Origin of the sequence: Streptosporangium vulgare (assembly GCF_042428775.1) — a bacterium.
Taxonomy (GTDB): Bacteria; Actinomycetota; Actinomycetes; order Streptosporangiales; family Streptosporangiaceae; genus Streptosporangium; species Streptosporangium vulgare.
Genome location: NZ_JBHMBS010000003.1, coordinates 190,056 through 211,020, shown reverse-complemented (window position 1 = coordinate 211,020; position 20,965 = coordinate 190,056). Strand labels below are relative to the sequence as shown.

The 20,965-nt window shown below is 71.0% G+C and carries 18 protein-coding genes and 1 other RNA gene; 7 read left to right on the top strand and 12 right to left on the bottom strand.

Annotated elements, in window-relative coordinates:
- Positions 1 to 138 precede the first annotated feature (138 nt).
- From ACFFRH_RS07800 to ACFFRH_RS07780, 5 genes are all read right to left on the bottom strand, one after another.
- On the bottom strand, positions 139 to 270 hold the full coding sequence (locus ACFFRH_RS07800; protein ID WP_344745256.1) for a hypothetical protein: 132 nt from the start codon (positions 268 to 270) through the stop codon (positions 139 to 141).
- A 140-nt stretch (positions 271 to 410) separates the two neighbouring features.
- Positions 411 to 2,033 (bottom strand): MmpA family trehalose lipid delivery protein, encoded by a 1,623-nt coding sequence (locus tag ACFFRH_RS07795; RefSeq protein ID WP_344745255.1) that lies wholly within the window; start codon positions 2,031 to 2,033, stop codon positions 411 to 413.
- 109 nt (positions 2,034 to 2,142) lie between these two features.
- Positions 2,143 to 2,913 carry an FkbM family methyltransferase gene (locus ACFFRH_RS07790; protein WP_344745254.1) on the bottom strand — a complete coding sequence of 257 codons (771 nt, stop codon included), beginning with the start codon at positions 2,911 to 2,913 and terminating at the stop codon, positions 2,143 to 2,145.
- Positions 2,914 to 3,104: 191 nt separating this feature from the next.
- Entirely contained in the window at positions 3,105 to 5,333 is a 2,229-nt protein-coding gene (locus ACFFRH_RS07785) for an acyl-CoA dehydrogenase family protein (RefSeq protein WP_344745253.1), read from the bottom strand.
- Between the two features lie 165 nt (positions 5,334 to 5,498).
- Entirely contained in the window at positions 5,499 to 6,764 is a 1,266-nt protein-coding gene (locus tag ACFFRH_RS07780) for a hypothetical protein (RefSeq protein WP_344745252.1), read from the bottom strand.
- Between the two features lie 134 nt (positions 6,765 to 6,898).
- On the opposite strand from ACFFRH_RS07780, the gene ACFFRH_RS07775 reads away from it, so the two are divergent.
- Together ACFFRH_RS07775 and ACFFRH_RS07770 are read left to right on the top strand one after the other, a co-directional pair.
- Positions 6,899 to 8,467: an AMP-binding protein gene (locus ACFFRH_RS07775; RefSeq protein WP_344745251.1), complete on the top strand. Its 1,569-nt coding sequence runs from the start codon at positions 6,899 to 6,901 to the stop codon at positions 8,465 to 8,467.
- A gap of 19 nt (positions 8,468 to 8,486) precedes the next feature.
- A complete protein-coding gene (locus ACFFRH_RS07770) occupies positions 8,487 to 9,614 on the top strand; it encodes a S1C family serine protease (RefSeq protein ID WP_344745250.1) in 1,128 nt (375 codons plus the stop codon).
- A gap of 220 nt (positions 9,615 to 9,834) precedes the next feature.
- On the opposite strand, the gene ACFFRH_RS07765 is transcribed toward ACFFRH_RS07770, so the two are convergent.
- On the bottom strand, positions 9,835 to 10,905 hold the full coding sequence (locus tag ACFFRH_RS07765) for a polysaccharide deacetylase family protein (protein WP_344745249.1): 1,071 nt from the start codon (positions 10,903 to 10,905) through the stop codon (positions 9,835 to 9,837).
- 338 nt (positions 10,906 to 11,243) lie between these two features.
- On the opposite strand from ACFFRH_RS07765, the gene ACFFRH_RS07760 reads away from it, so the two are divergent.
- Complete coding sequence (locus ACFFRH_RS07760; RefSeq protein ID WP_344745248.1) at positions 11,244 to 12,074, top strand: MIP/aquaporin family protein; 831 nt, start codon at positions 11,244 to 11,246, stop codon at positions 12,072 to 12,074.
- A 97-nt stretch (positions 12,075 to 12,171) separates the two neighbouring features.
- A complete protein-coding gene (gene glpK, locus ACFFRH_RS07755) occupies positions 12,172 to 13,689 on the top strand; it encodes a glycerol kinase GlpK (protein WP_344745247.1) in 1,518 nt (505 codons plus the stop codon).
- 168 nt (positions 13,690 to 13,857) lie between these two features.
- On the opposite strand, the gene ACFFRH_RS07750 is transcribed toward glpK, so the two are convergent.
- Together ACFFRH_RS07750 and ACFFRH_RS07745 are read right to left on the bottom strand one after the other, a co-directional pair.
- Positions 13,858 to 14,226 (bottom strand): roadblock/LC7 domain-containing protein, encoded by a 369-nt coding sequence (locus ACFFRH_RS07750; protein WP_344745246.1) that lies wholly within the window; start codon positions 14,224 to 14,226, stop codon positions 13,858 to 13,860.
- Positions 14,227 to 14,430: 204 nt separating this feature from the next.
- Positions 14,431 to 15,342, bottom strand: coding sequence for a hypothetical protein (locus ACFFRH_RS07745; RefSeq protein WP_344745245.1), 912 nt, complete (start codon positions 15,340 to 15,342; stop codon positions 14,431 to 14,433).
- 310 nt (positions 15,343 to 15,652) lie between these two features.
- Between ACFFRH_RS07745 and ACFFRH_RS07740 the strand changes: the two genes are divergently transcribed.
- The 3 genes from ACFFRH_RS07740 to ACFFRH_RS07730 all read left to right on the top strand — a co-directional run bounded on the left by ACFFRH_RS07740 (position 15,653) and on the right by ACFFRH_RS07730 (position 16,711).
- On the top strand, positions 15,653 to 16,018 hold the full coding sequence (locus tag ACFFRH_RS07740) for a hypothetical protein (RefSeq protein WP_344745244.1): 366 nt from the start codon (positions 15,653 to 15,655) through the stop codon (positions 16,016 to 16,018).
- 121 nt (positions 16,019 to 16,139) lie between these two features.
- Positions 16,140 to 16,340 (top strand): Arc family DNA-binding protein, encoded by a 201-nt coding sequence (locus ACFFRH_RS07735; protein ID WP_344745243.1) that lies wholly within the window; start codon positions 16,140 to 16,142, stop codon positions 16,338 to 16,340.
- Complete coding sequence (locus ACFFRH_RS07730; RefSeq protein ID WP_344745242.1) at positions 16,337 to 16,711, top strand: type II toxin-antitoxin system death-on-curing family toxin; 375 nt, start codon at positions 16,337 to 16,339, stop codon at positions 16,709 to 16,711. Before ACFFRH_RS07735 ends, ACFFRH_RS07730 begins: the two co-directional genes overlap by 4 nt.
- A 162-nt stretch (positions 16,712 to 16,873) precedes the next feature.
- Here the strand turns inward: ACFFRH_RS07730 and ssrA are convergent.
- From ssrA to ftsX, 4 genes are all read right to left on the bottom strand, one after another.
- Positions 16,874 to 17,258, bottom strand: a transfer-messenger RNA (tmRNA) gene (gene ssrA / locus ACFFRH_RS07725).
- A 318-nt stretch (positions 17,259 to 17,576) separates the two neighbouring features.
- Positions 17,577 to 19,463: a penicillin-binding transpeptidase domain-containing protein gene (locus ACFFRH_RS07720; RefSeq protein WP_344745241.1), complete on the bottom strand. Its 1,887-nt coding sequence runs from the start codon at positions 19,461 to 19,463 to the stop codon at positions 17,577 to 17,579.
- A gap of 2 nt (positions 19,464 to 19,465) precedes the next feature.
- Positions 19,466 to 19,933 (bottom strand): SsrA-binding protein SmpB, encoded by a 468-nt coding sequence (gene smpB, locus ACFFRH_RS07715; protein WP_344745240.1) that lies wholly within the window; start codon positions 19,931 to 19,933, stop codon positions 19,466 to 19,468.
- A 121-nt stretch (positions 19,934 to 20,054) separates the two neighbouring features.
- Positions 20,055 to 20,963, bottom strand: coding sequence for a permease-like cell division protein FtsX (gene ftsX / locus ACFFRH_RS07710; RefSeq protein WP_344745239.1), 909 nt, complete (start codon positions 20,961 to 20,963; stop codon positions 20,055 to 20,057).
- Positions 20,964 to 20,965: the final 2 nt, after the last annotated feature.

Here is a 20,965-nt window from a genome sequence, read left to right as displayed (position 1 = left end):
GCGAGAACGGCGCCGGGGGGATTTCGCGCATGCGGCGGCCAGGCCCTGTCGCGTCGACGTGACCCGGAACGGGTTTCCCTCGCGTCGGGGATACCGGCGCTCAGGCGGCTGCCGGGGCCGGCAGGCGGCCCCGGGCCGTCACCTGGTGCCGTAGTTGTAGAGCGGTCTGTTGGGCGGCTCGGGGGTGGGCGCCGCGACGTTCGTGACGGCCACGGATGCTCCGACCGCCAGCACCGCCCCTACCGCCAGAGCGGCAATCACTCGCAACACTCGAGTTCTCCCTCCAACGCGTGGTCGTGCGGTCTGCCCGACAGTAGAACCTGATACAGGTCTTCAGCTAGTCAATCGGTAAAAATGTGATAAATAATGTTACCAGCTGGTAAATCGCGACATAGTTGCATCTCAGCGAATCAGAGGCGGAAGAGAAGCAGGTCCTGACCAGCGAAGACCAGCCTTGCGCCGGGGAGCCTGGCACGGAACAGGTTCTCGTTCGATCTCTGGATCAGCACGTGGCTGATCCCCTCCGCGGCGAGCGGCCCGGTCAGCGGGCCTGACCCCGCGAGGAGCGCGCCGACCCTGCGCGCCAGCGGGTCCTCGGTGGCGAGGGTGAGCGTGCGGCCGTCTCCCAGCCCGACCGGCAGGCCGTCGTTCCAGACGACCCTCCGCCGGAAGAGCTTGACCGCCGGGTCGAGCACCACCCGGCCCCCGTTCCAGCCGAACGCCCGGTAGGCCCCCCACGGCAGCGTCAGCAGCGCCCCCGGCGCGGGATCCGCGTCCGCGACCTCCCGCACCCTGGACCAGTCCGGCGGGTAGTCGGCCGCGCCCAGCCGGCCGAACGCCCCCAGCGCGAAGGTGGGCAGCACCAGCAGGGGCAGCACGAGCATGCCGGGACGGACCGCCGGGGACAGTCGCGCGGTCACCGCGGCCAGGCCGACCGCCTGCAGCAGGACGAAGGGGGCGAGGTAGAGCTGCCCGTCGCGGAGCGGCCCGAAGCCGGGCCACAGCCCGACCATCGCCTCCACCACCTCCGGCAGGAACGCTCCGGCGCACCCCACCGCGAGCCCCGCCGCCGACGCGACCGCCAGCCCGCCCCAGTACGCGGGCCGCCTGCCGTTCCCCCCGTCACCTTCACCGGAGTCCCGCCCGCGTCCCTCTTCCGGGTCTCCTCCCGTCTCAGGGTCCTGACCGCGATGGCCGCGGTGACCGCGCCCCGCGAACGGCCGCCCACCGCCGAGCAGGGCGTACCCCGCCACCGCCGCCACGGCCACCGCCAGCCGGACCAGGGCCGACCACCAGGTCTCCTGTCCCGGTACGGCGGCTCCCGAGTTCCACACGCCGCCGAGGGTGAGCAGGCTGCCAAGGGTGCCCAGCGGCCCGTCCGCGCGGGGCGCGAAGGCCCGCACCCCGGCGGGGTCGGTGACGGCGGCGCTGCCCAGCGCCGGGACCAGCCACGGCAGGCTCAGCACGGCGGCGACCAGCAGGGCGCGCGGGGCCCGGCGGCCCGCCACGGGCAGCACGGTCATCACCGAGACGAGCATCGCCTGGAAGCCGCCGACCGCCGCGGGGAGCAGGGCGAACGCCGTCCTCCGGACCCCCTCGCGGGTGACCGCGCGCACCGCCCACGGCAGGCCCGCGTACCCGAGCAGCAGCGCCCACTGGCCGAGCAGCAGCCGCTGGGCGAGGTAGACGTTCCAGGCGTAGAACGCCGCGGCGGCGAGCCGGGCGACCCGGCGCTCCCCGGGCACCAGCGCCGCGGCGCCCGTCGCGGCGAGCACGAAGATCCCCAGCAGGATCGCCTTCTGCACGAGCTGGGCGGGGAGGACCGACGAGAGCAGGGCCACCACGAGGTCGCTCGGCACCGCGCGGGGGAAGCCGCCGCCGTCCGGTGGAATCGGCGGGATCGGCGGGATCGGCGGGATCGGCGGGTCGGGCACGAACACCATGTCGTAGCGGAGCACGAAACCGGGACCGAGCGCGGGCCAGAGCGCGAGCGCCCCGAGGACCAGGCCCACCAGGGCGGGAGACAGGCGCACGGCCCACCGCCTCACGCGGCCGAGGCGGCTCACACCGGCCGCCCCCCGGCCCGGCGGGCGGGGCGGGGCCTCGCCCGCCGGGCCGGGGGGCGCGGGGTGAGGGCGCGCACTAGCGGGCTGCGGGACGGAACAGCACCATGTTCACGTACTCGCCGCCGGGCTTGAGAAGGCGGGAGATGAAGCTCCGCTCCACCTCGCCGACCGCCGCCGCCTGGTGGGCGGCGAGGTCGAAGCCGTCCAGCGGGACCCAGGTTCCGCCGGTGAGCACGGAACCGGTGTAGCCCCACTCGGCGAGCTGGTCGACGACGAGCCCGATGTCCTGGTGCCGGGTCTCCAGCTCGACGAGCAGGACGGGCCGGTCCCGGTGGACGGTCCGCTCGGCGCCGCGCAGGGCGGCGAGCTCGTGGCCCTCCACGTCGACCTTGATGAACCTGACGTCCTTCAGCTCCAGCTCGTCGATGGTGACGGTCGGGACGTCCACCGGGACACCGTCGCCCTCCCCGTGGACGAGCGAGGCCGTGGCCTCGGCTCCCCGCCCGCCGCCGGGGATCCACAGCCGCGCCGTTCCCGAGCGGTCCGAGGCGCCCGCCGCGATCACCCGGACGTCGGGAAAGGTCCGCGCGAGCATGGCGGCCAGGCGGGGGTTCGCCTCGATGGAGACGACGTCGCAGCCGAGCCGCCGCAGTTTCTCGGTCCACGGCCCGTACCAGACGCCCACGTCGACGGCGGTGCCGCCGCGCGGCGCGAACTCCTCGGCGCGGGCCAGCTCGGCGTCCAGCCGGGGGTAGACCCGGCGGATCACGGCGCCGAACCAGCGCAACGGGATCGCACCGGCGACGGCGCTCCGGACGACCACACCGGGCCGGAACCGCATCGACATGCGCGAAGCCTAACCGAAGGGTCAAAACCATCCACGTACGGACGTAACGGGTCCTGACCGGTGGTGCCCGCCCGCGGGATCACGGGCGGGCGGGAACGCACCTCGGAAGGGAAGCCGGGTCACCTGACCGTCGGCCGCCCACCCGCCGGGGAGCCGGCGGGCGGGAACGGCCCCTCACGAGGAGCGACGGGTCACTTGCCGGGCTCGGGGTCGCGAGGCAGCCCGAGCATCCGCTCGGCGATGATGTTGAGCTGCACCTCGGTGGTGCCGCCGTAGATCGTCATGGCCCGGGTGGAGAGCACCGCGCGGTTCCAGTAGCCCGCGTCGCCGAGCTTCATGTCGGCGGCGATGACGGCCGAGGAACCGAGCAGCGAGACCGCGCACTCCGAGACGTGCTGGGCGTGCGAGGTGGACAGGAGCTTGCGGACCGAGGCGTCGGCGCCGGGCTCCAGGCCGGTCAGCTGCTTCAGGGTCACCCGCAGGCCGAGCGCGGCGATCGAGTGGCCCTCGCAGACGACGCGCGCCAGCTCCTGGCGTTCGGCGGGGGTGAGCTCCCTGCCGAGGCGCCCGGCCAGGCCGAGCAGGTCGGGGACGGACGAGCCGGTGCCGCCGGAACCCGACGAGAGCGAGACCCGCTCGTTGGACAGCGTGTTCCTCGCGACCTTCCAGCCCTGGCCCACCTCGCCGACGACCAGGTCGTCCGGGACGAACACGTCGTCGAGGAAGACCTCGTTGAACAGGTTCTCCCCGGTCATCTCGGTGAGCGGCCTGACCGTGACGCCCGCGCCCTTCATGTCGACCAGGAAGTAGGTGATGCCCTCGTGCTTGGACCCCTCGGAGGAGTTGCGGGCGATGCAGATGCCCCACTCGGCGAAGTGCGCCACGGAGGTCCAGATCTTCTGGCCGTTGAGCCGCCAGCCGCCCTCGACCTTCTCGGCCTTCATCTGCACGTTCGCCAGGTCGGAGCCCGCCCCGGGCTCCGAGAAGAGCTGGCACCAGATCATCTCGCCGCTCAGCGTGGACGGCAGGAAGCGCTCCTGCTGCTCGGGCGTGCCGTACGAGACGAGCGAGGGCACCACCCAGGCACCGATGATCATCTGAGGCAGCTTGACCTTGGCGGCCTTGAGCTCCTGGAAGATGAGGACCTGCTCCAGCGGCTTGGCGTCGCGGCCCCAGGGCCTGGACAGGTGCGGCATGACGTATCCGGCGCTCGCCAGCGCCCGCTTCTGCTCCTTGCCCTCCAGCGCGGCGAACCCGGCGATCTCGGCCCGGATGCCCTCTCGCAGCTCGGCGGCCTCCTCGGGCAGCTCGATCTCCAGCTCCCGGCTCACGCCGTTCAGGGCGAGCTCCGCGACCGACTCGGCCCACTCCCCCGAGGAACCGAGCAGGGCGCGCAGGGTGAGCGCGCGGCGGTAGTACAGGTGGGCGTCGTGCTCGTAGGTGTAGCCGATGCCGCCGAAGATCTGGATGGCGTCCTTGGCGCAGAGCACGGCCGCGTCGGGGGCGACCACGCCCGCGATCGCGGCGGCGTACGCCACCTCGTCGGCCGAGACCTCGGTGTCGGTGCCGGTCCCGTCCGTGGCGCGGGCGGCGTCCCACACGGTCGCGCGGGCCTGCTCCAGGGCGACGAGCATCCGGGAGGCCTTGTGCTTGACGCCCTGGAACTGCCCGATCGGGCGGCCGAACTGCACGCGGACCTTGGCGTATCCGGCGGCGGCGGTCACGCACCACGACGCGACGCCCGCGGCCTCCGCGCCGAGCAGGATCGCGGCCAGGTTGAGGACCTCGGGCCCCTGCAGCCCGTCGAGGACCCGTCCGGCCGGTACGGTGACCGCGTCCAGCTCGACCTTGGCCACCCCCCGGGTGAGGTCGAGCGCCTTGACCGGGGTGACGGTCGCCGCGGAGGCGTCCACCGCGACCCACTCCTCGCCGCGGTCGGTACTCACCGGGAGCACCAGGATGTCGGCCGACGCGCCGCCCAGGACCAGGTCGGCGACGCCGCCGATCGTCAGGGTGCCGTCCTCGCCCCGGCTGCCGGTGACCGAGGCGCCCAGCGCGACCGCGCCGGTCAGCGTGCCGTCCGCGAGGCCGGGCAGCAGCTCGGCGTGGGTCTTGCCGTCGGAGGCGAGGATCACGGCGCTGGCGAGCACCGTGGGAACGTACGGGCCGGGAGCGACGCGCTCGCCGAGGGCCTCGACGGCGACGGCGGTCTCCAGCAGGCCGTAGCCGCTGCCGCCGTGCTCCTCGGGGACGTGCAGGCCGAGCAGCCCCTGGCCGGCGAGCGCCGCCCAGAAACCGGGGCGCTCCTCCCCCTCGGCCGCGACGGCGGCGCGCACGACCTCGGACGAAACGTTGCGCTCCGCCCACCTGGTCACCGACTCCCGGAGCGCCTCGTGCTCCTCGCTCAACCCGATCGCCATGACAGCCTCCAGACAGGATTCAATGCCAGAACCATATTCTAGAAGGTACTTCCATCACAACGCGCGAACGCTCATCAGCCGCGAACGCTCATCAGCGGGGAGGCCGCCCCGGGCCGCGGACGGCAGGCGGGCGGGCGCACGCCGGAAGACGTCGGCAGGAAGCCCTCAGAGGGCGCGGACGCTCGCCATCAGGGGAGCGATGTCGGCCCAGAGCCGCTTGCGCGTGTCGGGCACGGTCACGAAGAGTATGGAGGGCTTGCGGCGGCCGACGTCGATCACCGCGAGCGCGGCCTGGGAGGTGTGCTTCTCACCCTTGACCTCGTAGGTGACCCGGTAACCGAGCATCCACCCCTTGCCCCCGGCGGGCCGCTGCGAGGCGGTCCAGGCGACCTTGCCTCCCGCGGGGTGGTGGTTGCGGATCGTCCACCTCACCGCGTTCAGCGCCGCCCTGCGGTAGTCGGCGTCGCTCTTGAGGGCCTTGGCCGGGGTGGTGCCGGGAAGCGGCCCCGAGGCGATGACCGTGCGCGGCAACCGGGCCGCGCCGACCTGCTGACCGACGGAGAACGACGGCACGGCCTTGGTCACCCACGGCGCGCCCAGGCTGAGGTAGGTCAGCGCGGACCTGGTGTCGGTCACCGCGCCCAGCACCACGCTCGGGCTGCCCGGCAGAACCCGCAGGGCGGTCGCGCCCGGCAGCGCGGGCAGCGTGATCGGCGGGACGGTCGGCGAGGGCTTCGCCGTGGGCACCACGGCCCGGCCGACCCCGGCCGGATCGCCGGGCTCGTCACCGGAGAACAGCACGAAGATCAGGACCACGATGACACCGGTGAGGGCGGCGGCTCCCAGGCTGTAGGCGACCCGGATCGGGATGTCGCCGATCCGCATCAGCAGGCCGCCGGACTTCTTCGCCCCGTCCTTCGCCTCCGGGCCGCCCTGCGCGCCGCCGGGCTCTCCGAACACCTCGGGCCGCTGCGCCGCGCCGGGCCACCCCGCCGCGACGCCCTGTCCGTCACCGCGCCCGTCACCGGCTCCCGGCCCGTCGCCGCGCCCGTCACCGGCGCCCGCCAGAGGCCTGGCGCCCGGCCGGCCGGGCATTCCGGTCCTGTCGGGACGCCAGGGGCCCGCGGATCCGCCTACCTGCCTGACCGGGATCGTCCCGAGCCCACCCGACTCGCGCACCTGACCGGCGTCCGCCTCCGGCTCGTCCCGCCGGTCGCCGGACGCGGGGATGGGGCGGGGGAACGATCCAGGGGGCCTGGAGACCAGAGCGGTCTCCTCACCGTCGCCGATGGGGAACCTCCGGGGCACCCGGGGGCTGATGATCGAACCGTCCTCGGCGGGAATGGCGGGTATGGGAGCCGTGGGCGCTTCATATGAGGGGATGTATCTCTCGTGAGAGCGCCCGGAGGAGTTGCCGCCGACGTCCGCCATACGCGCCAGGTTATGTCACCCCGGAAAGATTCGACGCATCGTCGTTTATTACGCTTCGGCCACGAGGTGTGCATCAGCCCAGGTAACCGTCTTTCCCCTTCCATGAACAGAATGTCGTTCTGTATGGTCGCGCCATGAGGGCTACGAGGGGCTTCTACGAGATCGCGGCGGCCGATCCCGGACGCGTCGCCGTCGTCACGGACGCGACCGTGCTCACCGTCACGGACACTTCCACGGACCTTTCCACGGACGCGACCGCGACCAAGGAGGCGGCCGGGGACGCGAGCGTGGCCGCGACGGTGGGCACGACCTACGGTGAGCTGTACGAGCGGGTCAACCAGGTCTCGCACGGCCTTCTGGCGCGCGGCACCCGGCCGGGCGACACCGTCGTGACGGTCCTGCCCAACGGGGTCGACGCGATCACGATGATGCTGGCGACGTACCAGATCGGCGCCTATCACGTCCCGGTCAACTGGCACTACACGGCCGAGGAGATCGGCTACATCGTCACCGACTGCGCGGCGCGGGTGGTGGTGAGCTCCGGCCGGTACGGGCACGCGGTGCCGGGCGGGTTCGTGGAGACCGGCGACCTCGCCGAGGGGTGTCCGGCCACACCGCCCGAGGGGCGCCGGGCCGGGTCGATGATGCTCTACACCTCGGGGACCACCGGCAGGCCCAAGGGAGTGCGGCGGCGGCTGATCGAGCTGAGCCCCGAGGACCTCTACCCGATCCTGATGCGCAAGGGCTGGCGGCATTTCGGGCTGCCGCCCGACGGGGTGCACCTGCTCCTTTCGCAGCTCTACCACTCGGCGCCGTACGGGCAGGCGATGATGGCCCTGCAGTTCGGGCACACCCTCGTGGTGACCGAGCGGTTCGACGCCGGGGAGACGCTGGCGCTGGTCGAGCGGCACCGGGTGACCAACGCGTTCATGGTGCCGACCATGTTCCATCGGCTGCTCGCCCTGCCCGCCTCCATCAGGGAGAAGCACGATTTATCGTCATTAACGCACCTTTATCACGGCGCCGCGCCCTGCCCTCCCGCCACCAAACAGGCGATGATCGAGTGGCTCGGCCCCGTGCTCTGGGAGTACTACGGCTCGACCGAGGCCGCCGTGGCCACGATGGTCTCCTCCGCGGAGTGGCTGGAGCGGCCGGGCACCGTCGGCCGGGCGATCGACGGCCTCACGTTCACGATCCTCGGCGACGACGGTGCGGAGCTCCCGCCCGGCGAGCCCGGAATGGTCTACATCGGCGGCATCAACCACTTCGAGTACCACCGCGACCCGTCCAAGACCGCCTCCACGATGCGCGGCGCCCTCTACACGCCCGGCGACATCGGCTATCTGGACGAGGACGGCTACCTGTTCCTCTGTGACCGGCGCACAGACCTGATCATCTCCGGCGGGGTCAACGTCTACCCGGCCGAGATAGAGGCCGTGCTCCAGGAACACCCCTCGGTGGCGGACGTGGCGGTGATCGGCGTCCCCGACCCGGAGTGGGGCCAGCGCGTCGTCGCGCTGGTCCAGCCCGCGGCGGGCGCCGTCCCGGGCGCGGAGCTCACCGGCGAGCTGCTGGCCCACTGCGCCTCCCGGCTGGCCCGCCTCAAGCACCCCCGGGTGATCGAATACCGCGACCCGCTGCCGCGCACCCCCACGGGCAAGCTCAGCCGGAGCGACCTTCGCAATACGTATCTTCCTGCCTGAGCTGGGCAAATACCCTTACATGTGGGGATCAACGACAGGCGCCGCGCTGCTGGCGGCCGCCGTCATGACGCTCGCGGGCTGCGGTCAGGGCCTGCAACTGCAAACGGCCGGGACGGCGGGCTCGCCAGGCGCCCCCACACCCAGCGCACCGGCGAGCACCACCGCCGGAGCCTCCCCGAGGGGCTCACCCAGCACGCCCGGCCCCACCCCGGTCCCGGACGCCCTTGAGGACGCGTACGAGCGGACCATCGCCAAGGTGCTGCCGTCCATCGTGCAGATCACCACGGCGGACGGCCTCGGCTCGGGGATCGTGTACGACACCGCCGGGCACATCATCACCAACGCCCACGTGGTCGGGGCCGGGAAGAGCTTCAAGGTCACGCTCGCCAACGGCGGCACCTCGCGTACGGCGAGCCTGGTCAACTCGTTCGAGCTGGGCGACCTGGCGGTGATCATGGTGGACGACCCGACCGGGCTGAAACCCGCCGTCTTCGGCGACTCCTCCAAGCTGAAGGTCGGTGAGATCGTGCTGGCCATGGGAAACCCGCTGGGCCTGTCGGGCAGCGTCACCGACGGGATCATCTCGGCGCTGGGCCGCACGGTCACCGAGCCCGGGGGCGAGAGCTCGCCGGGCGCGACGATCAGCGGGGCCATCCAGACCTCCGCGCCCATCAACCCGGGCAACAGCGGCGGCGCCCTGGTCAACCTCAGGGGCGAGGTCGTCGGCGTGCCGACCCTGACCGCCGTCAACCCCGAACTCGGCAACGCCCAGGCCCCGGGCATCGGCTTCGCGATCCCGGCCAACACCGTCAAGGACGTCGCCACGCAGATCATCAGGGACGGCAGGGTCACCAACACCCGCAGGGCCGCGCTCGGCGTCGTCGTACGGACCGTGATCGACATGAACGGGCAACCCGCGGGCGTCAGCGTCGTACGAGTGCAGCGGAACAGCGGCGCGGAGCGGGCGGGGCTCAAGGCCGGGGACCTGATCGTCTCGGTCGACGGCATGCCCACCCCGTCGACCCAGGAGCTGGCGTCGGTCCTCGCCCAGCTCAAGCCCGGCCAGGACGCGAAGGTCGAGATCCTGCGCCCCGACGGCTCGACGACCCCCGTGGTCGTCCCCCTCGAAGAGCTCCCCGGCGGCTGACGCCGGTGTCTCTCTGACACCGGCGCCCCCTCGCGGCCCCTCACCTCGGGGGCCGCGATGGCCCCCGGAGCAGCAGGACCCGGCACCGATCCGGCCGACGGGAGCGGGGGGCCGGGCCGGTGCCGGGTCAGACAGCCGGGTCAGACAGCCGGATCAGGCACCCAGGACAGGCAGCCGGGTCAAGTGGCCAGGGCAGGCAGTCGGGTCGTTCGGCGCCGGGTCAGTAGGGCAGGACTCGGTCGGCGAAGGACTTGGCCACGAAGGGCGCCTTGAACTTGGGGAAGGCGACCGTCTTCACGTCGCCGTCGGAGGTGTAGCGCTCGTCGGCGTTCGCCTTCAGCCAGTCGAGCCAGGCCACGGAGCAGAACTTGGCGCAGTCGCCCTTCTTGTCCATCGAGCGGATGCGCGGGATGCCGAGCGGGTCGAACTTCTTGTTGAACGGGGACAGCGCCGGGGTGTAACCGGCGAGGAACACGCCGCCGTAGTCGTAGGAGACGTCCCCCGAGGAGCCCTTCAGCCCCCATTCCTTGCCGTCGGGCTGGTTGCCGTACGGCAGGGCGAGTGTGACCGGAGGCACCTTGATCAGGCCGGTGATGAGCCGGTGGCCCGCCGCCACCTCCGCGTTGACCGCCTTCTTCGGCTTGCCGCTCAGGCTGAGGTGGTCGCGGGTGTGGTTGCCGATGTCGAATCCCTTGTCGGTGAGCCAGAGGAGCATCTGCGCCCCCTCCTCCGGCGTCGCCTTGCCGAACATGTCGCGCGTGACGTAGAACGTTCCAACGCCGCGGAAGCCCGGGTGGCTCTTGGCGACGTCCTGGAGGATCGCGACGGCGGTGTTCGGCTTGGGCATGCCCATCCCGTCCAGTTCGAGCTGCGAGGGCGAGGAGTCGTCGAAGGTGAGGACGACGGGGTGCTTGCCCGCCGGGATGTCGATGCGCCCGGTGACGAACTCGGCCGCGGTGATCGCGACGTAGTCCTCCTTGGCGAGCCGCTCCAGCTCGGCACGGAACTGCTGGGGGGTGCGGTCGTCCTGCGTCGAGGGCTTGTCGACCACCCGGTGGTACATGAGGACGGGCACCTGCCCGAGTTCGTTCGCCTTGACCTTGGCCGCGGCCTGCACCTTGGCCTTCAGGAGGTTGGCCTGCGAGGCGGCGGCGGCCGACGCCTTGGCCGAGGCCGCCACCCTGGCCCGCTGCTCGTCGCCCGCGTCCGGTCCCGTCGATCCACATCCGGCCAGCACGGCTCCTGTCGCGACGACGACCACACCGGCCCTGCCCATTCTGAGACGGCCCATCGAATTCCTCCAAAGCGCACTGACGATACGCTTCTCATCCCCCTCTGACCTGCGGATCGACCTCCACGCCCGGCAAAGGTTCACGCTTCGGCGGCTCTCGGTGACGTCGCGTGACCCTTCGAAGGCGACAGGAACCGGCCCGTCCGGAGACGCCGGACGGTGACGGGATTCTCACCAGGCGGAGATACCGCAAGTGCGGGCATCACCCCATATTTCGGTCTCGTTACCGATGACTAAGATTGTTGACCAAAATTCAATAATTTCGTCACATTACCGTTGACTGCCATGAAATTCACGCTTACCGTCCGGGCATCCGAGCGGCGTCGTGAGGGGGAAAGATGGCGGAGCGCCTGAAGGGGCGGGGGCTTGTCGGCGAGCTGGCGGCCGAGTTCGCGGGCACCATGATCCTGATCCTGTTCGGGGTGGCGGTGGTGGCACAGGTCGTGGCGGCCGAGATCGGCGACCACGACAGCATCGCGTGGGCTTGGGGGCTCGGAGTGACCCTGGGCGTCTACGTCGCGGCACGCACCAGCGGAGCCCACCTCAACCCCGCCGTCACCATCGCGCTCGCCGCCTTCAAGGGGTTCTCCTGGCGCAAGGTCCTGCCGTACTCCCTGGCGCAGACCGCGGGAGCGTTCGTGGCGGCGCTCATCGTCCGCTTCAACTACAGCGAGGTGCTGCAGAAGGCCGACCCAGGGCTCACGATCAAGACCCAGGGCGTCTTCTCGACCCTGCCCGGCAACGGGAGCCTGCCGGTCGGCACCTGGGGCGCCTTCCGCGACCAGGTGATCGGCACCGCGATCCTGCTCCTGCTCATCCTCGCCGTCTCCGACGCGCGCAACTCGGCCCCCCTGGCCAACCTGGCCCCCTTCGTGATCGGCCTGATCGTGGTGGCCATCGGGATGGCCTGGGGCACCAACGCCGGGTACGCCATCAACCCCGCCCGCGACTTCGGGCCGCGACTCGCCTCGTACCTCACCGGGTACGAGACCGCCTGGCAGGATCAGTACGGCCGGCTCTACTTCTGGGTGCCGATCGTGGCGCCCGTGATCGGGGGTCTGATCGGGGCGTTCCTGTACCAGGTCCTGATCGCCAGGTTCCTTCCCCCCGAGGGCGCCGAGCCCGAGGTGGGGCGGGTGCCGTCCGACGAGGGGGCCGCCCCCGCCTGAACGGGGACGGGCGACGGCCCTCGTTCGGACGGGGCCGGGAACCGTTACGGGGAGAGCGGCAGATCTCCCGGAGAGTCTCACAGAGGAGGCACCATCCATGCCTGACTTCGTCGGAGCGATCGACCAGGGAACGACGAGCACCCGATTCATGATCTTCGATCACGGTGGCAACGAGATAGGCCGCCACCAGCTCGAACACGAGCAGATCCTGCCCCGGGCCGGGTGGGTCGAGCACAACCCGACGGAGATCTGGGAGCGCACGAGGGCGGCGATCGAGACCGCGATGAACAGGGCGGGCCTCACCGCCTCCGACCTGGCCGCGCTCGGCGTCACCAACCAGCGCGAGACCGCGGTGGTCTGGAACCGCAGGACCGGTCGCCCGTACCACAACGCGATCGTCTGGCAGGACACCCGCACCGACCGGATCGCCTCCGCCCTGGACCGCGACGGCAGGGGCGACGTCATCCGCCGCAAGGCGGGCCTGCCCCCGGCGACGTACTTCTCCGGCGGCAAGATCCAGTGGATCCTGGAGAACGTCGACGGGGTGCGCGAGGCGGCCGAGGCGGGAGAGGCGATCTTCGGCAACACCGACACGTGGCTGCTGTGGAACCTGACCGGCGGCACCGACGGCGGCGTGCACGTCACCGACCCGACCAACGCCAGCCGCACGATGCTGATGGACCTGGAGACCCTCGACTGGGACGACGAGCTGCTGTCGTTCTTCGGCATCCCCCGCCGGATGCTGCCGGCCATCGCCCCCTCCTCCCACCCCGGCCTGTACGGCACCACCCGGGCGAACGGCCCGCTGAGAGGGGAGGTCCCGCTCTCCGGCGACCTCGGCGACCAGCAGGCCGCCACCGTCGGGCAGGTCTGCTTCGGCGTCGGCGAGGCCAAGAACACCTACGGCACCGGAAACTTCCTGCTGCTCAACACCGGCACCGAGCTCGTACGCTCCCAGCACGGCCTGCTCACCACCGTCTGCTACCGCTTCGGCGAGGAGCCGCCGGTGTACGCGCTGGAGGGCTCCATCGCGGTGACCGGCTCCGCCGTGCAGTGGCTGCGCGACCAGCTCGGCATCATCTCGGGGGCGGCGCAGAGCGAGGCGCTCGCCCGGCAGGTCGAGGACAACGGCGGCGTCTACTTCGTCCCCGCCTTCTCCGGCCTCTTCGCCCCGTACTGGCGGTCCGACGCCCGGGGCGCCATCGTCGGCCTGTCGCGCTTCAACAACAACGCCCACCTCGCGCGGGCCACCCTGGAGTCCATCTGCTACCAGAGCCGCGACGTGGTCGAGGCGATGCGGCAGGACTCCGGCGTCGCCCTCGACGTGCTGCGCGTCGACGGCGGCGTCACCGCCAACGACCTGTGCATGCAGATCCAGGCCGACGTACTCGGCGTGCCCGTCTCCCGGCCCGTCGTGGCCGAGACGACCGCCCTGGGAGCCGCGTACGCGGCGGGGCTCGCCGTCGGCTTCTGGAAGTCGACCGACGAGCTCAAGCAGAACTGGCAGGAGGGCCGCCGCTGGGAGCCCCGGTGGTCGGACGAGCAGCGGGGCACCGGCTACGCGGGCTGGAAGAAGGCGGTCGAACGGACCCTCGACTGGGTCGACGTGTCCTGAACGACCGGGCCCGGCCCGGGGCACCGGTTCACGGTCACCGGCCTGGGTCACCGGTTCAGGTCACCGGCCTGGGTCACCGGCTCGGGCCACCGGTTGCGGTCACCGGCCGGGCCACCGGTTCAGGTCACCGACTCGGATCACCGGCCCGGGTCACCGGCGGAGTCCCGGTCAGGCACCGGCGAGCAGCGCGCCCAGCCGCTCGACCGTGGGCCGGGACTCCACGTGCAGCCGGGAGACGTCCAGCCCCTCGTCGGCGAGCACGACGAGCAGCGCCTCCTGGCGGACGGCGTAGACGACGATGTACCCGCTGCGGCAGCGGGTCACCACCTCACGGAGCTCTCCCATGCCCACCTCGTAGCCCGTGCGCTTGCCCAGGCCCAGCGTGGCGGCGGCCAGCGCCGCCAGCACCTCGGGCCTCGCCCCCTCGCTGTCGGCCGCGACGAGGAGTCCGTCCACGGACGCGACGGCCGTCTCCAGCACACCGGTCACCTGATCGCGCAGGATCTTCAGCTCGGCGAGCACCGCTTGCTTGGTCATCGGATACCTCCAGCGTGCAGACCCCGGGTTTCGACCCCGGGGAGGCAAAAGCGCGGCACGATGCCGCCTGACGGGTCTTTCGGAAGTCCGCCCGAACCTGACGCAAGTCCGAGCGAATCCCGCGAAAGCCCGATGGCCCCGGCGGGCGGGCGCGGAAGAGTGCCCGGCGAACGCGCGGCGAGGCCCTCGGATCCGCCGGGGCCGTCATTCACCGGCGGGACCGGCCTCTTCCGCCTCCTGCGGCAGGGAGCGCAGGGCGAGAAGGGGCCGGGCGAGGACCTGCCCTCCCCCGGTGGGGGCCAGCACCTCGTTGATCTTGCTGGTCCCCGGGCGGCGGCGCGGCAGGCGGGCGGCCGCGCTCTCGCCCGCGTCCTCCTCGGGCGCGGGAACGGGAGCACCTCCCGCCGCGGAGGCGGTCTCCCCGAGGTCGAGCACCTTCTCCTCGAGCATCCTGGCGATCTCGCTCATCACCGCGAACAGGCCCTTGCCCAGGACGAAGGCGATGTCGCGCGGCGTCCGGCGGCCGGTCGCCCGTTCCAGGACGGCGCGGCGGATGCGGTCGGCGCCGAGCAACGTGGGAGCGGGAACCACCGGGGGCACCGGCCTGACGCGCATGGACAGGCCGAGCCGCCGCCAGCGTTCCGCGTGCTCCATGCGGCGCGCGGTCTCCCGCGCCAGCCGATCGTGCCCGATGCCCGGCAGGACCGGCAGCAGCGGCAGCCGGTCACCGGGTCCCGCTGGCTCGGCGGCGCACGACTCGACACCGGAGAGGACGATGGCGAACACCGCGTCGAAGAGCGCGGCCAGGCACACCGCCTCCAGGGCCGCCTCGCCGATGACCCCTCGTCCGGCGAGCTCGGCGGCGAGCCGGCCTGCGGGGGCACCGGTCGCGTACGCGTCGGTCCAGTCCTTCTCCGACACCCGGCCCGACCGCAGCAGCAACGACTCCGGGCCGGGGGCGGCCGGGGTCGTGGCGGCCATCACGAGGCCGTCTCTGACCCACAGCGCCCCTCCCGGACCTCCCTCGACGCGGAGCACGCCGGAGAACCCCTCGCGGGAGAACCGGAGCAGGAACCTCCCGATCTCGCCCAGGGCCTCCGGCTCCCCGGCGGTCACGCCGTCATCCCGTTCCGGGAGGGGAAGCGGCCCACCGCTCCCCTGGACGGCATCGGCTGGATCACGGCCGACGACGGCACAAGGTCACCTCTAGTTCTGCCCACGCCCCGACCACGGACCGAAGCGCGAAATATGTCCCCGAATGAGCCGATCATCCGCCACTACACCATATTGCACTTCACTAACGGTAGTAGAGAAGTGTACTTTACGTATCTGTAGCCACAACCTGCCTCATCCGCGCGTCCGATAGATTCGCCTGATCCACTCGGCGAGGCGCCGGGGTGCGTGTGACCCCCTGGGAAAGAAGCTCATGAACATCGAAACCGCCCTCAAGGAAGCCATGACGATCGACGGCGCGGTCGGCGCGGCGCTGGTCGACTACGAAAGCGGCATGTGCCTCGGCACGATCGGCGGAAGCCGCGACCTCGATCTGGAGGTGGCCGCCGCGGGCAACACCGAGGTCGTCCGGGCCAAGGTCCGGACCCTGTCCGCGCTGAACATCAACGACTCCGTCGAGGACATGCTCATCACGCTGGCCAGGCAGTATCACATCATCAGGCTCCTGTCCGACAGCAGCAGCCACACCTTCCTCTATCTGGTGCTCGACCGCGACCGCTCCAACCTGGCCCTCGCCCGCCACCACCTCAGGCGCATCGAGAACGAGCTCACCATCTAGGCACCGTCCGGACGCGCGAGAACCACGAGGCGGCATCACGGCGAGAAGGCGAGTTCACCCGACAGCGGGACCGTCGAGGGTGACACCACTTTTTGATACCACTTCTGGGCACCATCGGGTCATGGACCTTCGCCCCCGCCTTCCCGACGAGACCCACCGGCGGCTGCGCGCCGTCGCCGACGAGAGCGGCAACAGCCTCAACACCGAACTCCTGATCGCCGTCGAGGAGCATCTGGAGCGCAGGCGGACCAGCGCGGTGCGAGCCATCGCCCGCAAGGCCGCCAAGCGCGACGCCGAACTCCTGGACAGGCTCTCCAAGTGACCGTCTACCTCACGAAGGCCGACGTTCTGGCCATCGCCGAGGAGATCCTGCCTTCGGTCGGCCTGCGGGACGGCGGCCAGTTGCACGCGGCGGTGCTCAGGCCACAGACCAGCGTGTTCGGGGACGACGCCTACCCCGACCCGTGGACCAAGGCGGCCGCGCTGACGCAGAGCCTGATCATCGGCCGCCCCCTGGTCGACGGGAACAAGCGGCTCGGCTGGACCTCGGCCGTCGTCTTCCTGGAACTGAACGGCGAGACTCTGAGCGGCACCGACGCGGACGCGGCCGAAGCCCTCGTGATCGCCGTCACCACGGGAGAGCTGGACGATGTGACCGAGATCGCCAAGCGGCTCCGCGAGCTGGAACGGTAGGTCCACGGTGGATTCACCGGCGATCCATGCCCTGCCGAGAAACGGATGCCGGAGCCCCCGCAGGGGGCCGCCGCAGGGAACGAACGAAGGGCGGCCGGGACGGCACGGGGCCGACCCGACCGCCCTTCGGCGATCTGTTCCGCGCGGTTCGACGCGGAACGGGGGTGGAGGTGGCGGGAATCGAACCCGCGTCCTTCAACTCCAAGACAGGGCTTCTCCGGGTGGAGCCTGCTGTGCTTTTCTCAGCCCCGGCAATCACGCAGGCAAGTTGCCGACGGGCTCAGCCACTGTAAGATTTCCCGATCTTCCCCGTGGCCGGGTCGATCGGTTGAGCCTCCTAGCGATGCCGGATCCGGGCCGGAGGCGCTCCCGGGCCGGCAGAAGTCACTCGCTGCTTAGGCGGCGAGTGCCAGGTTGCCCTGGCTGACTTCGGAGTGCGTCTTATTGGCACTTGTTGGTCGCGGTCACAGTGTTAACGAGGTTATGTCCGCAGTCCTCGACCCGCTTCACCTGACTTGCAAAGCCAAAGTCGAAACCAGTCACCCCCTGTTGAGTTTTCAACGCGACCCCGAGGGGCCGAGCTATCCGAAGATACCCCTTACAACACGGCCGACGCGAATCGAATTCCCGCCGGGCGCGCCGTGCCCCGAACGCCGAAACCCCGGGGACACCCGCGAGTCGCGAGCGTCCCCGGGGTCGACCGGCAGGGTCGAGCCGGTCCTGACGGCAGGGCTTCCCCCGAGATGAAGCCCTGATCTCATCACAGCGACCGGGTCCGCAACCCCCCAAGCGGAGCCCGGTCACTTAGAAGGACGCAAACAAGACACCCTATAGTTGCTCAGGGTGAAAAGAATATTTCAGAGAGTCACATTCCAGCGTGGAGCCCCTGGAAGAACCGCCCGGCGACGGCCGCTCCCGCCGTGGCGTCCGAGCTCTGCATCAGCACGGCGACCGCCACGTCCCCCTGCCACCCGACGAACCAGGCGAGCGGCTTGCGGTTCTGCGAGGCGGAGGCGGTGATGCCGTGGACGGGGTCGCCGAGGGCCGCCGCGGCCCGCGCGGAGCCCGCGGTCACCCCGCTGCGCATGAAGGCGCGGAGGGTCTCGACCGTCTTTTCGTCCAGCTTGACCGGGTCGGGCGCCTTGGAAGGCTTGGCGTCGGTCGTGGGGTCGGCCGTCTGGGGCTCGGTGACCAGGACCGGCGGGCGCCAGGTGCCGGAGGCGACGGCCCCCGCGACCAGCGCCATGGACAGCGGGCTGACCAGGACGTTCTGCCCGGTGATGGCCTTGGCCGTGGCCGCGTCGTTCTTCAGCGCCTTCATGGAGCCGCTGAAGGACTTCAGCGGGAGGGTCCAGGGCACCCCGATGCCGAACTTCGCGGCGTCGGCCGCCAGCTCCGAGCCGTCGATCCTGCGGGCCAGCGCGGCGAGCGCGGTCACGCAGCCGGTGGCGAAGTTGGCCTGCAGGGTCGGCGAACTCCCGGCGGGCACGCCCTCCTGGTGGAACGCGGCTCCCCCGACGGACCTGTCGACCGGGCAGGCCAGCTTCTGCTTGGGGTCGATCTTCGCCCTGAGCATGCCCTCGACGGTCATGATCGAGAAAGCGGTCCCGGCGGGGAACCTCCCGGCGAGGGCGTGCCTCTCCTGGTTGTACTGCTCGGTGCTCGAGACCGCCAGGATGTCGCCGGTGGAGGCCTGGACCGCGACCAGCATGCCGGGGGTCCCGCCCAGCAGCGCGCTGTCGGCCGCCTTCTGGTGGGAGCGGTCGAGCGTGGTCTGCACCGGCGAGGTGGCGCGGTCGGGCCGCCACTTCTTGAGCTCGGTCACCTTGAGCGTCTTGAGGTCGACGGTGATCACACGCGTGTCGGTCGAGCCGGTCAGATGCTCCTGGTACGCCTTCTGCAGACCGGCCCTGCCGACCGTGTCGCCGGCCCGCTGCGGGCCGCCGAGCTGCTGCTCGCTCTCCGGGGTGACGGCGGTGACGGTGCCGACGATCTGGGTGGGCGAGGCGGGGGCCACCGCCTGCTCCTGCGCGGACAGGGTGATGCCGGGGATCGCCTCCAGCTGGCCGCGCAGCTGCCCGAACTTCGTCCGGCCGAAGGTGACCAGCGGCACCTGGAGGTTGGGCGGCGCGGAGCGGATCCGGCTCAGCAGGCGGTCCTGCGGGAAACCGGTGATCTTGGAGAGCTTCTCGCAGAGCTTGTCCGCCTCGCCGCCCTTCAGGTTGGACGGCACCACGCTCGCCACGTGCAGGACGGCCTTCTCCTGCAGCGGGTCGCGGTTGCGGTCGAGGATCGGCTGGCGGCCCTCGGGGGTGACCTTCACCGCGAACCGCTCGCCCTCGCGCAGCTGGGGGTGCAGGACGCTGGGCGACCAGCGCACCCTCCACTGGCCGTCGACCAGGTGGAGCGGCAGCTTGCCCTCGTACTCCCACAGGGGGTTGTTCTCCCCCAGGTCGACCTCGGCGTCGAAGTCGGCCTCGACCTCGTCCGCCGCGCGCCGCATGCTCGTGACCTTGAAGCGGAAGGAGGCCGCGTCGAGCTGGAGCTTGGCGTCCTCCAGCGCCCGGCTGACCACCTTCCGGTCGCCGTCCGTGCGTCTGGCCGCGGCGGCGTAGTCGCCCGTCTGCCAGCCGATCAGGAAGTCGCGCACCGCCTCGTGGGCCGAGGGCTCCTCGAAGCAGGCGGACAGCATGGGAGCCGTCGCCGCCAGCGCGAGCGCGGCGGCGGCGGTTCGCCGGGCCCTGCCCCTCACGATCACCTGTTCCTGTGCCTGAGCGCGCGCGCCATCTCCCGCTTGGCCTGGTTCTCGGCCAGCGTCTGCCGCTTGTCCCAGTCTTTCTTTCCCTTGGCGAGGCCGATCTCTATCTTGGCCCTGCCGTCCTTGAAGTAGATGGCGAGCGGCACCAGGGTGAGGCCGCCCTCCTTGGTCTTGGAGACCAGCTTCTCGATCTCCTTGCGGTGGAGCAGGAGCTTGCGGGTTCGGCGCGCGGCGTGGTTGGTCCAGGTCCCCATGGTGTATTCGGGGATGTGGACGTTGATCAGCCAGGCCTCGCCGTCCTTGATGACGGCGTACCCGTCGAGGAGGGAGGCACGGCCGAGCCGCAGCGACTTGACCTCCGTGCCCTGGAGCACGAGACCAGCCTCGTAGGTGTCCTCGATGTGGTAGTCGTGCCAGGCACGCTTGTTCTGGGCGATTACCTTACGCCCGGTCTCACGTGGCATGCCTGGAGCCTACCGGTGACCGGAGCCATGGACCGCGCCCGCGAGCGCGGGCGGGACCTGGATCGGCGCGCGGACGCGCCACGCTCGCGGGACGGTCACGGCGGACGAGGGCACGGGATCGTCACACCCGCAGGTAGCGGCGGAGGGTGACGAAGGAGGCCAGCACACAGATGAGCACGCCGAAGACCATGGTGACACTGATCACCGAGGCGACCGTCTCCCAGGACAGCTGGCTGTTGGGAGAGAGGTAGAGCTGCACCCCGTCGAAGAGGAAGACCTTGCTGACGATCAGCAGCATCGCGGCCAGCACACCGCCGATCAGGCCGGCGATGACGCCCTCCATCACGAACGGGAGCTGGATGTAGAGGTTGGAGGCACCCACCAGCCGCATGATGCCGGTCTCCCGCCTGCGGTTGTACGCCGAGAGCCTGACGGTGTTGCCGATCAGCAGCGTGGCCGCGAAGACCAGGATGATCGCCACCACCAGGGCCGCCCAGCGGAGCTTCTCCAGCAGCCCGAAGAACTTCTCCAGGAGCTCCTTCTGGTTGACCACGTTGGAGACCCCTGGAGCGCCCTTGACCGCCTCGATCACCGGCCCGTACGCCTCGGGGTCCTTGAGCTTGACCCGCAGCGACTCGGGCATGTCCTCGACCTGGATGGCCGAGAGCAGCACGGTGTTGTTGGCGTTCTGGTCCCGGAAGTTCTTGTAGGCCTCGGCCGCGTTCTCCACGGTGACCGCCTCGACCTGGGACATGCCCTCGATGGTCGCCTTCAGCTCGGCCTGCTCCTGGGCGTTCACGCCGCCGCTGCCCTTGCACTGCGGGAAGGGATCGTTCTTCTTGCACAGGAAGACCGAGACCTCGACCTTGTCCGCCCAGAAGTCCTTCATGCTGTTGATCTGGGAGTTGATCATCAGACCGACGCCCAGCAACGCCATGCCGATCGCCACGGTCACGATGACCGCGATGGTCATCGTGAGGTTGCGGCGGAGGCCGATCCAGACCTCGGAGAAGATGAAGTTTGCCCGCATGC

What these genes read in the sequence shown, in the direction of transcription:
- ACFFRH_RS07790 (WP_344745254.1), bottom strand. Translation starts at nt 2,913, where the DNA reads ATGTCGATGCGGTTCCGGCCCGGTGTGGTCGTCCGGAGCGCCGTCGCC.
- ACFFRH_RS07785 (WP_344745253.1), bottom strand. Translation starts at nt 5,333, where the DNA reads ATGGCGATCGGGTTGAGCGAGGAGCACGAGGCGCTCCGGGAGTCGGTG.
- ACFFRH_RS07780 (WP_344745252.1), bottom strand. Translation starts at nt 6,764, where the DNA reads ATGGCGGACGTCGGCGGCAACTCCTCCGGGCGCTCTCACGAGAGATAC.
- ACFFRH_RS07775 (WP_344745251.1), top strand. Translation starts at nt 6,899, where the DNA reads ATGAGGGCTACGAGGGGCTTCTACGAGATCGCGGCGGCCGATCCCGGA.
- ACFFRH_RS07770 (WP_344745250.1), top strand. Translation starts at nt 8,487, where the DNA reads ATGTGGGGATCAACGACAGGCGCCGCGCTGCTGGCGGCCGCCGTCATG.
- ACFFRH_RS07765 (WP_344745249.1), bottom strand. Translation starts at nt 10,905, where the DNA reads ATGGGCCGTCTCAGAATGGGCAGGGCCGGTGTGGTCGTCGTCGCGACA.
- ACFFRH_RS07760 (WP_344745248.1), top strand. Translation starts at nt 11,244, where the DNA reads ATGGCGGAGCGCCTGAAGGGGCGGGGGCTTGTCGGCGAGCTGGCGGCC.
- glpK (WP_344745247.1), top strand. Translation starts at nt 12,172, where the DNA reads ATGCCTGACTTCGTCGGAGCGATCGACCAGGGAACGACGAGCACCCGA.
- ACFFRH_RS07750 (WP_344745246.1), bottom strand. Translation starts at nt 14,226, where the DNA reads ATGACCAAGCAAGCGGTGCTCGCCGAGCTGAAGATCCTGCGCGATCAG.
- ACFFRH_RS07740 (WP_344745244.1), top strand. Translation starts at nt 15,653, where the DNA reads ATGAACATCGAAACCGCCCTCAAGGAAGCCATGACGATCGACGGCGCG.
- ACFFRH_RS07735 (WP_344745243.1), top strand. Translation starts at nt 16,140, where the DNA reads ATGGACCTTCGCCCCCGCCTTCCCGACGAGACCCACCGGCGGCTGCGC.
- smpB (WP_344745240.1), bottom strand. Translation starts at nt 19,933, where the DNA reads ATGCCACGTGAGACCGGGCGTAAGGTAATCGCCCAGAACAAGCGTGCC.
- ftsX (WP_344745239.1), bottom strand. Translation starts at nt 20,963, where the DNA reads ATGCGGGCAAACTTCATCTTCTCCGAGGTCTGGATCGGCCTCCGCCGC.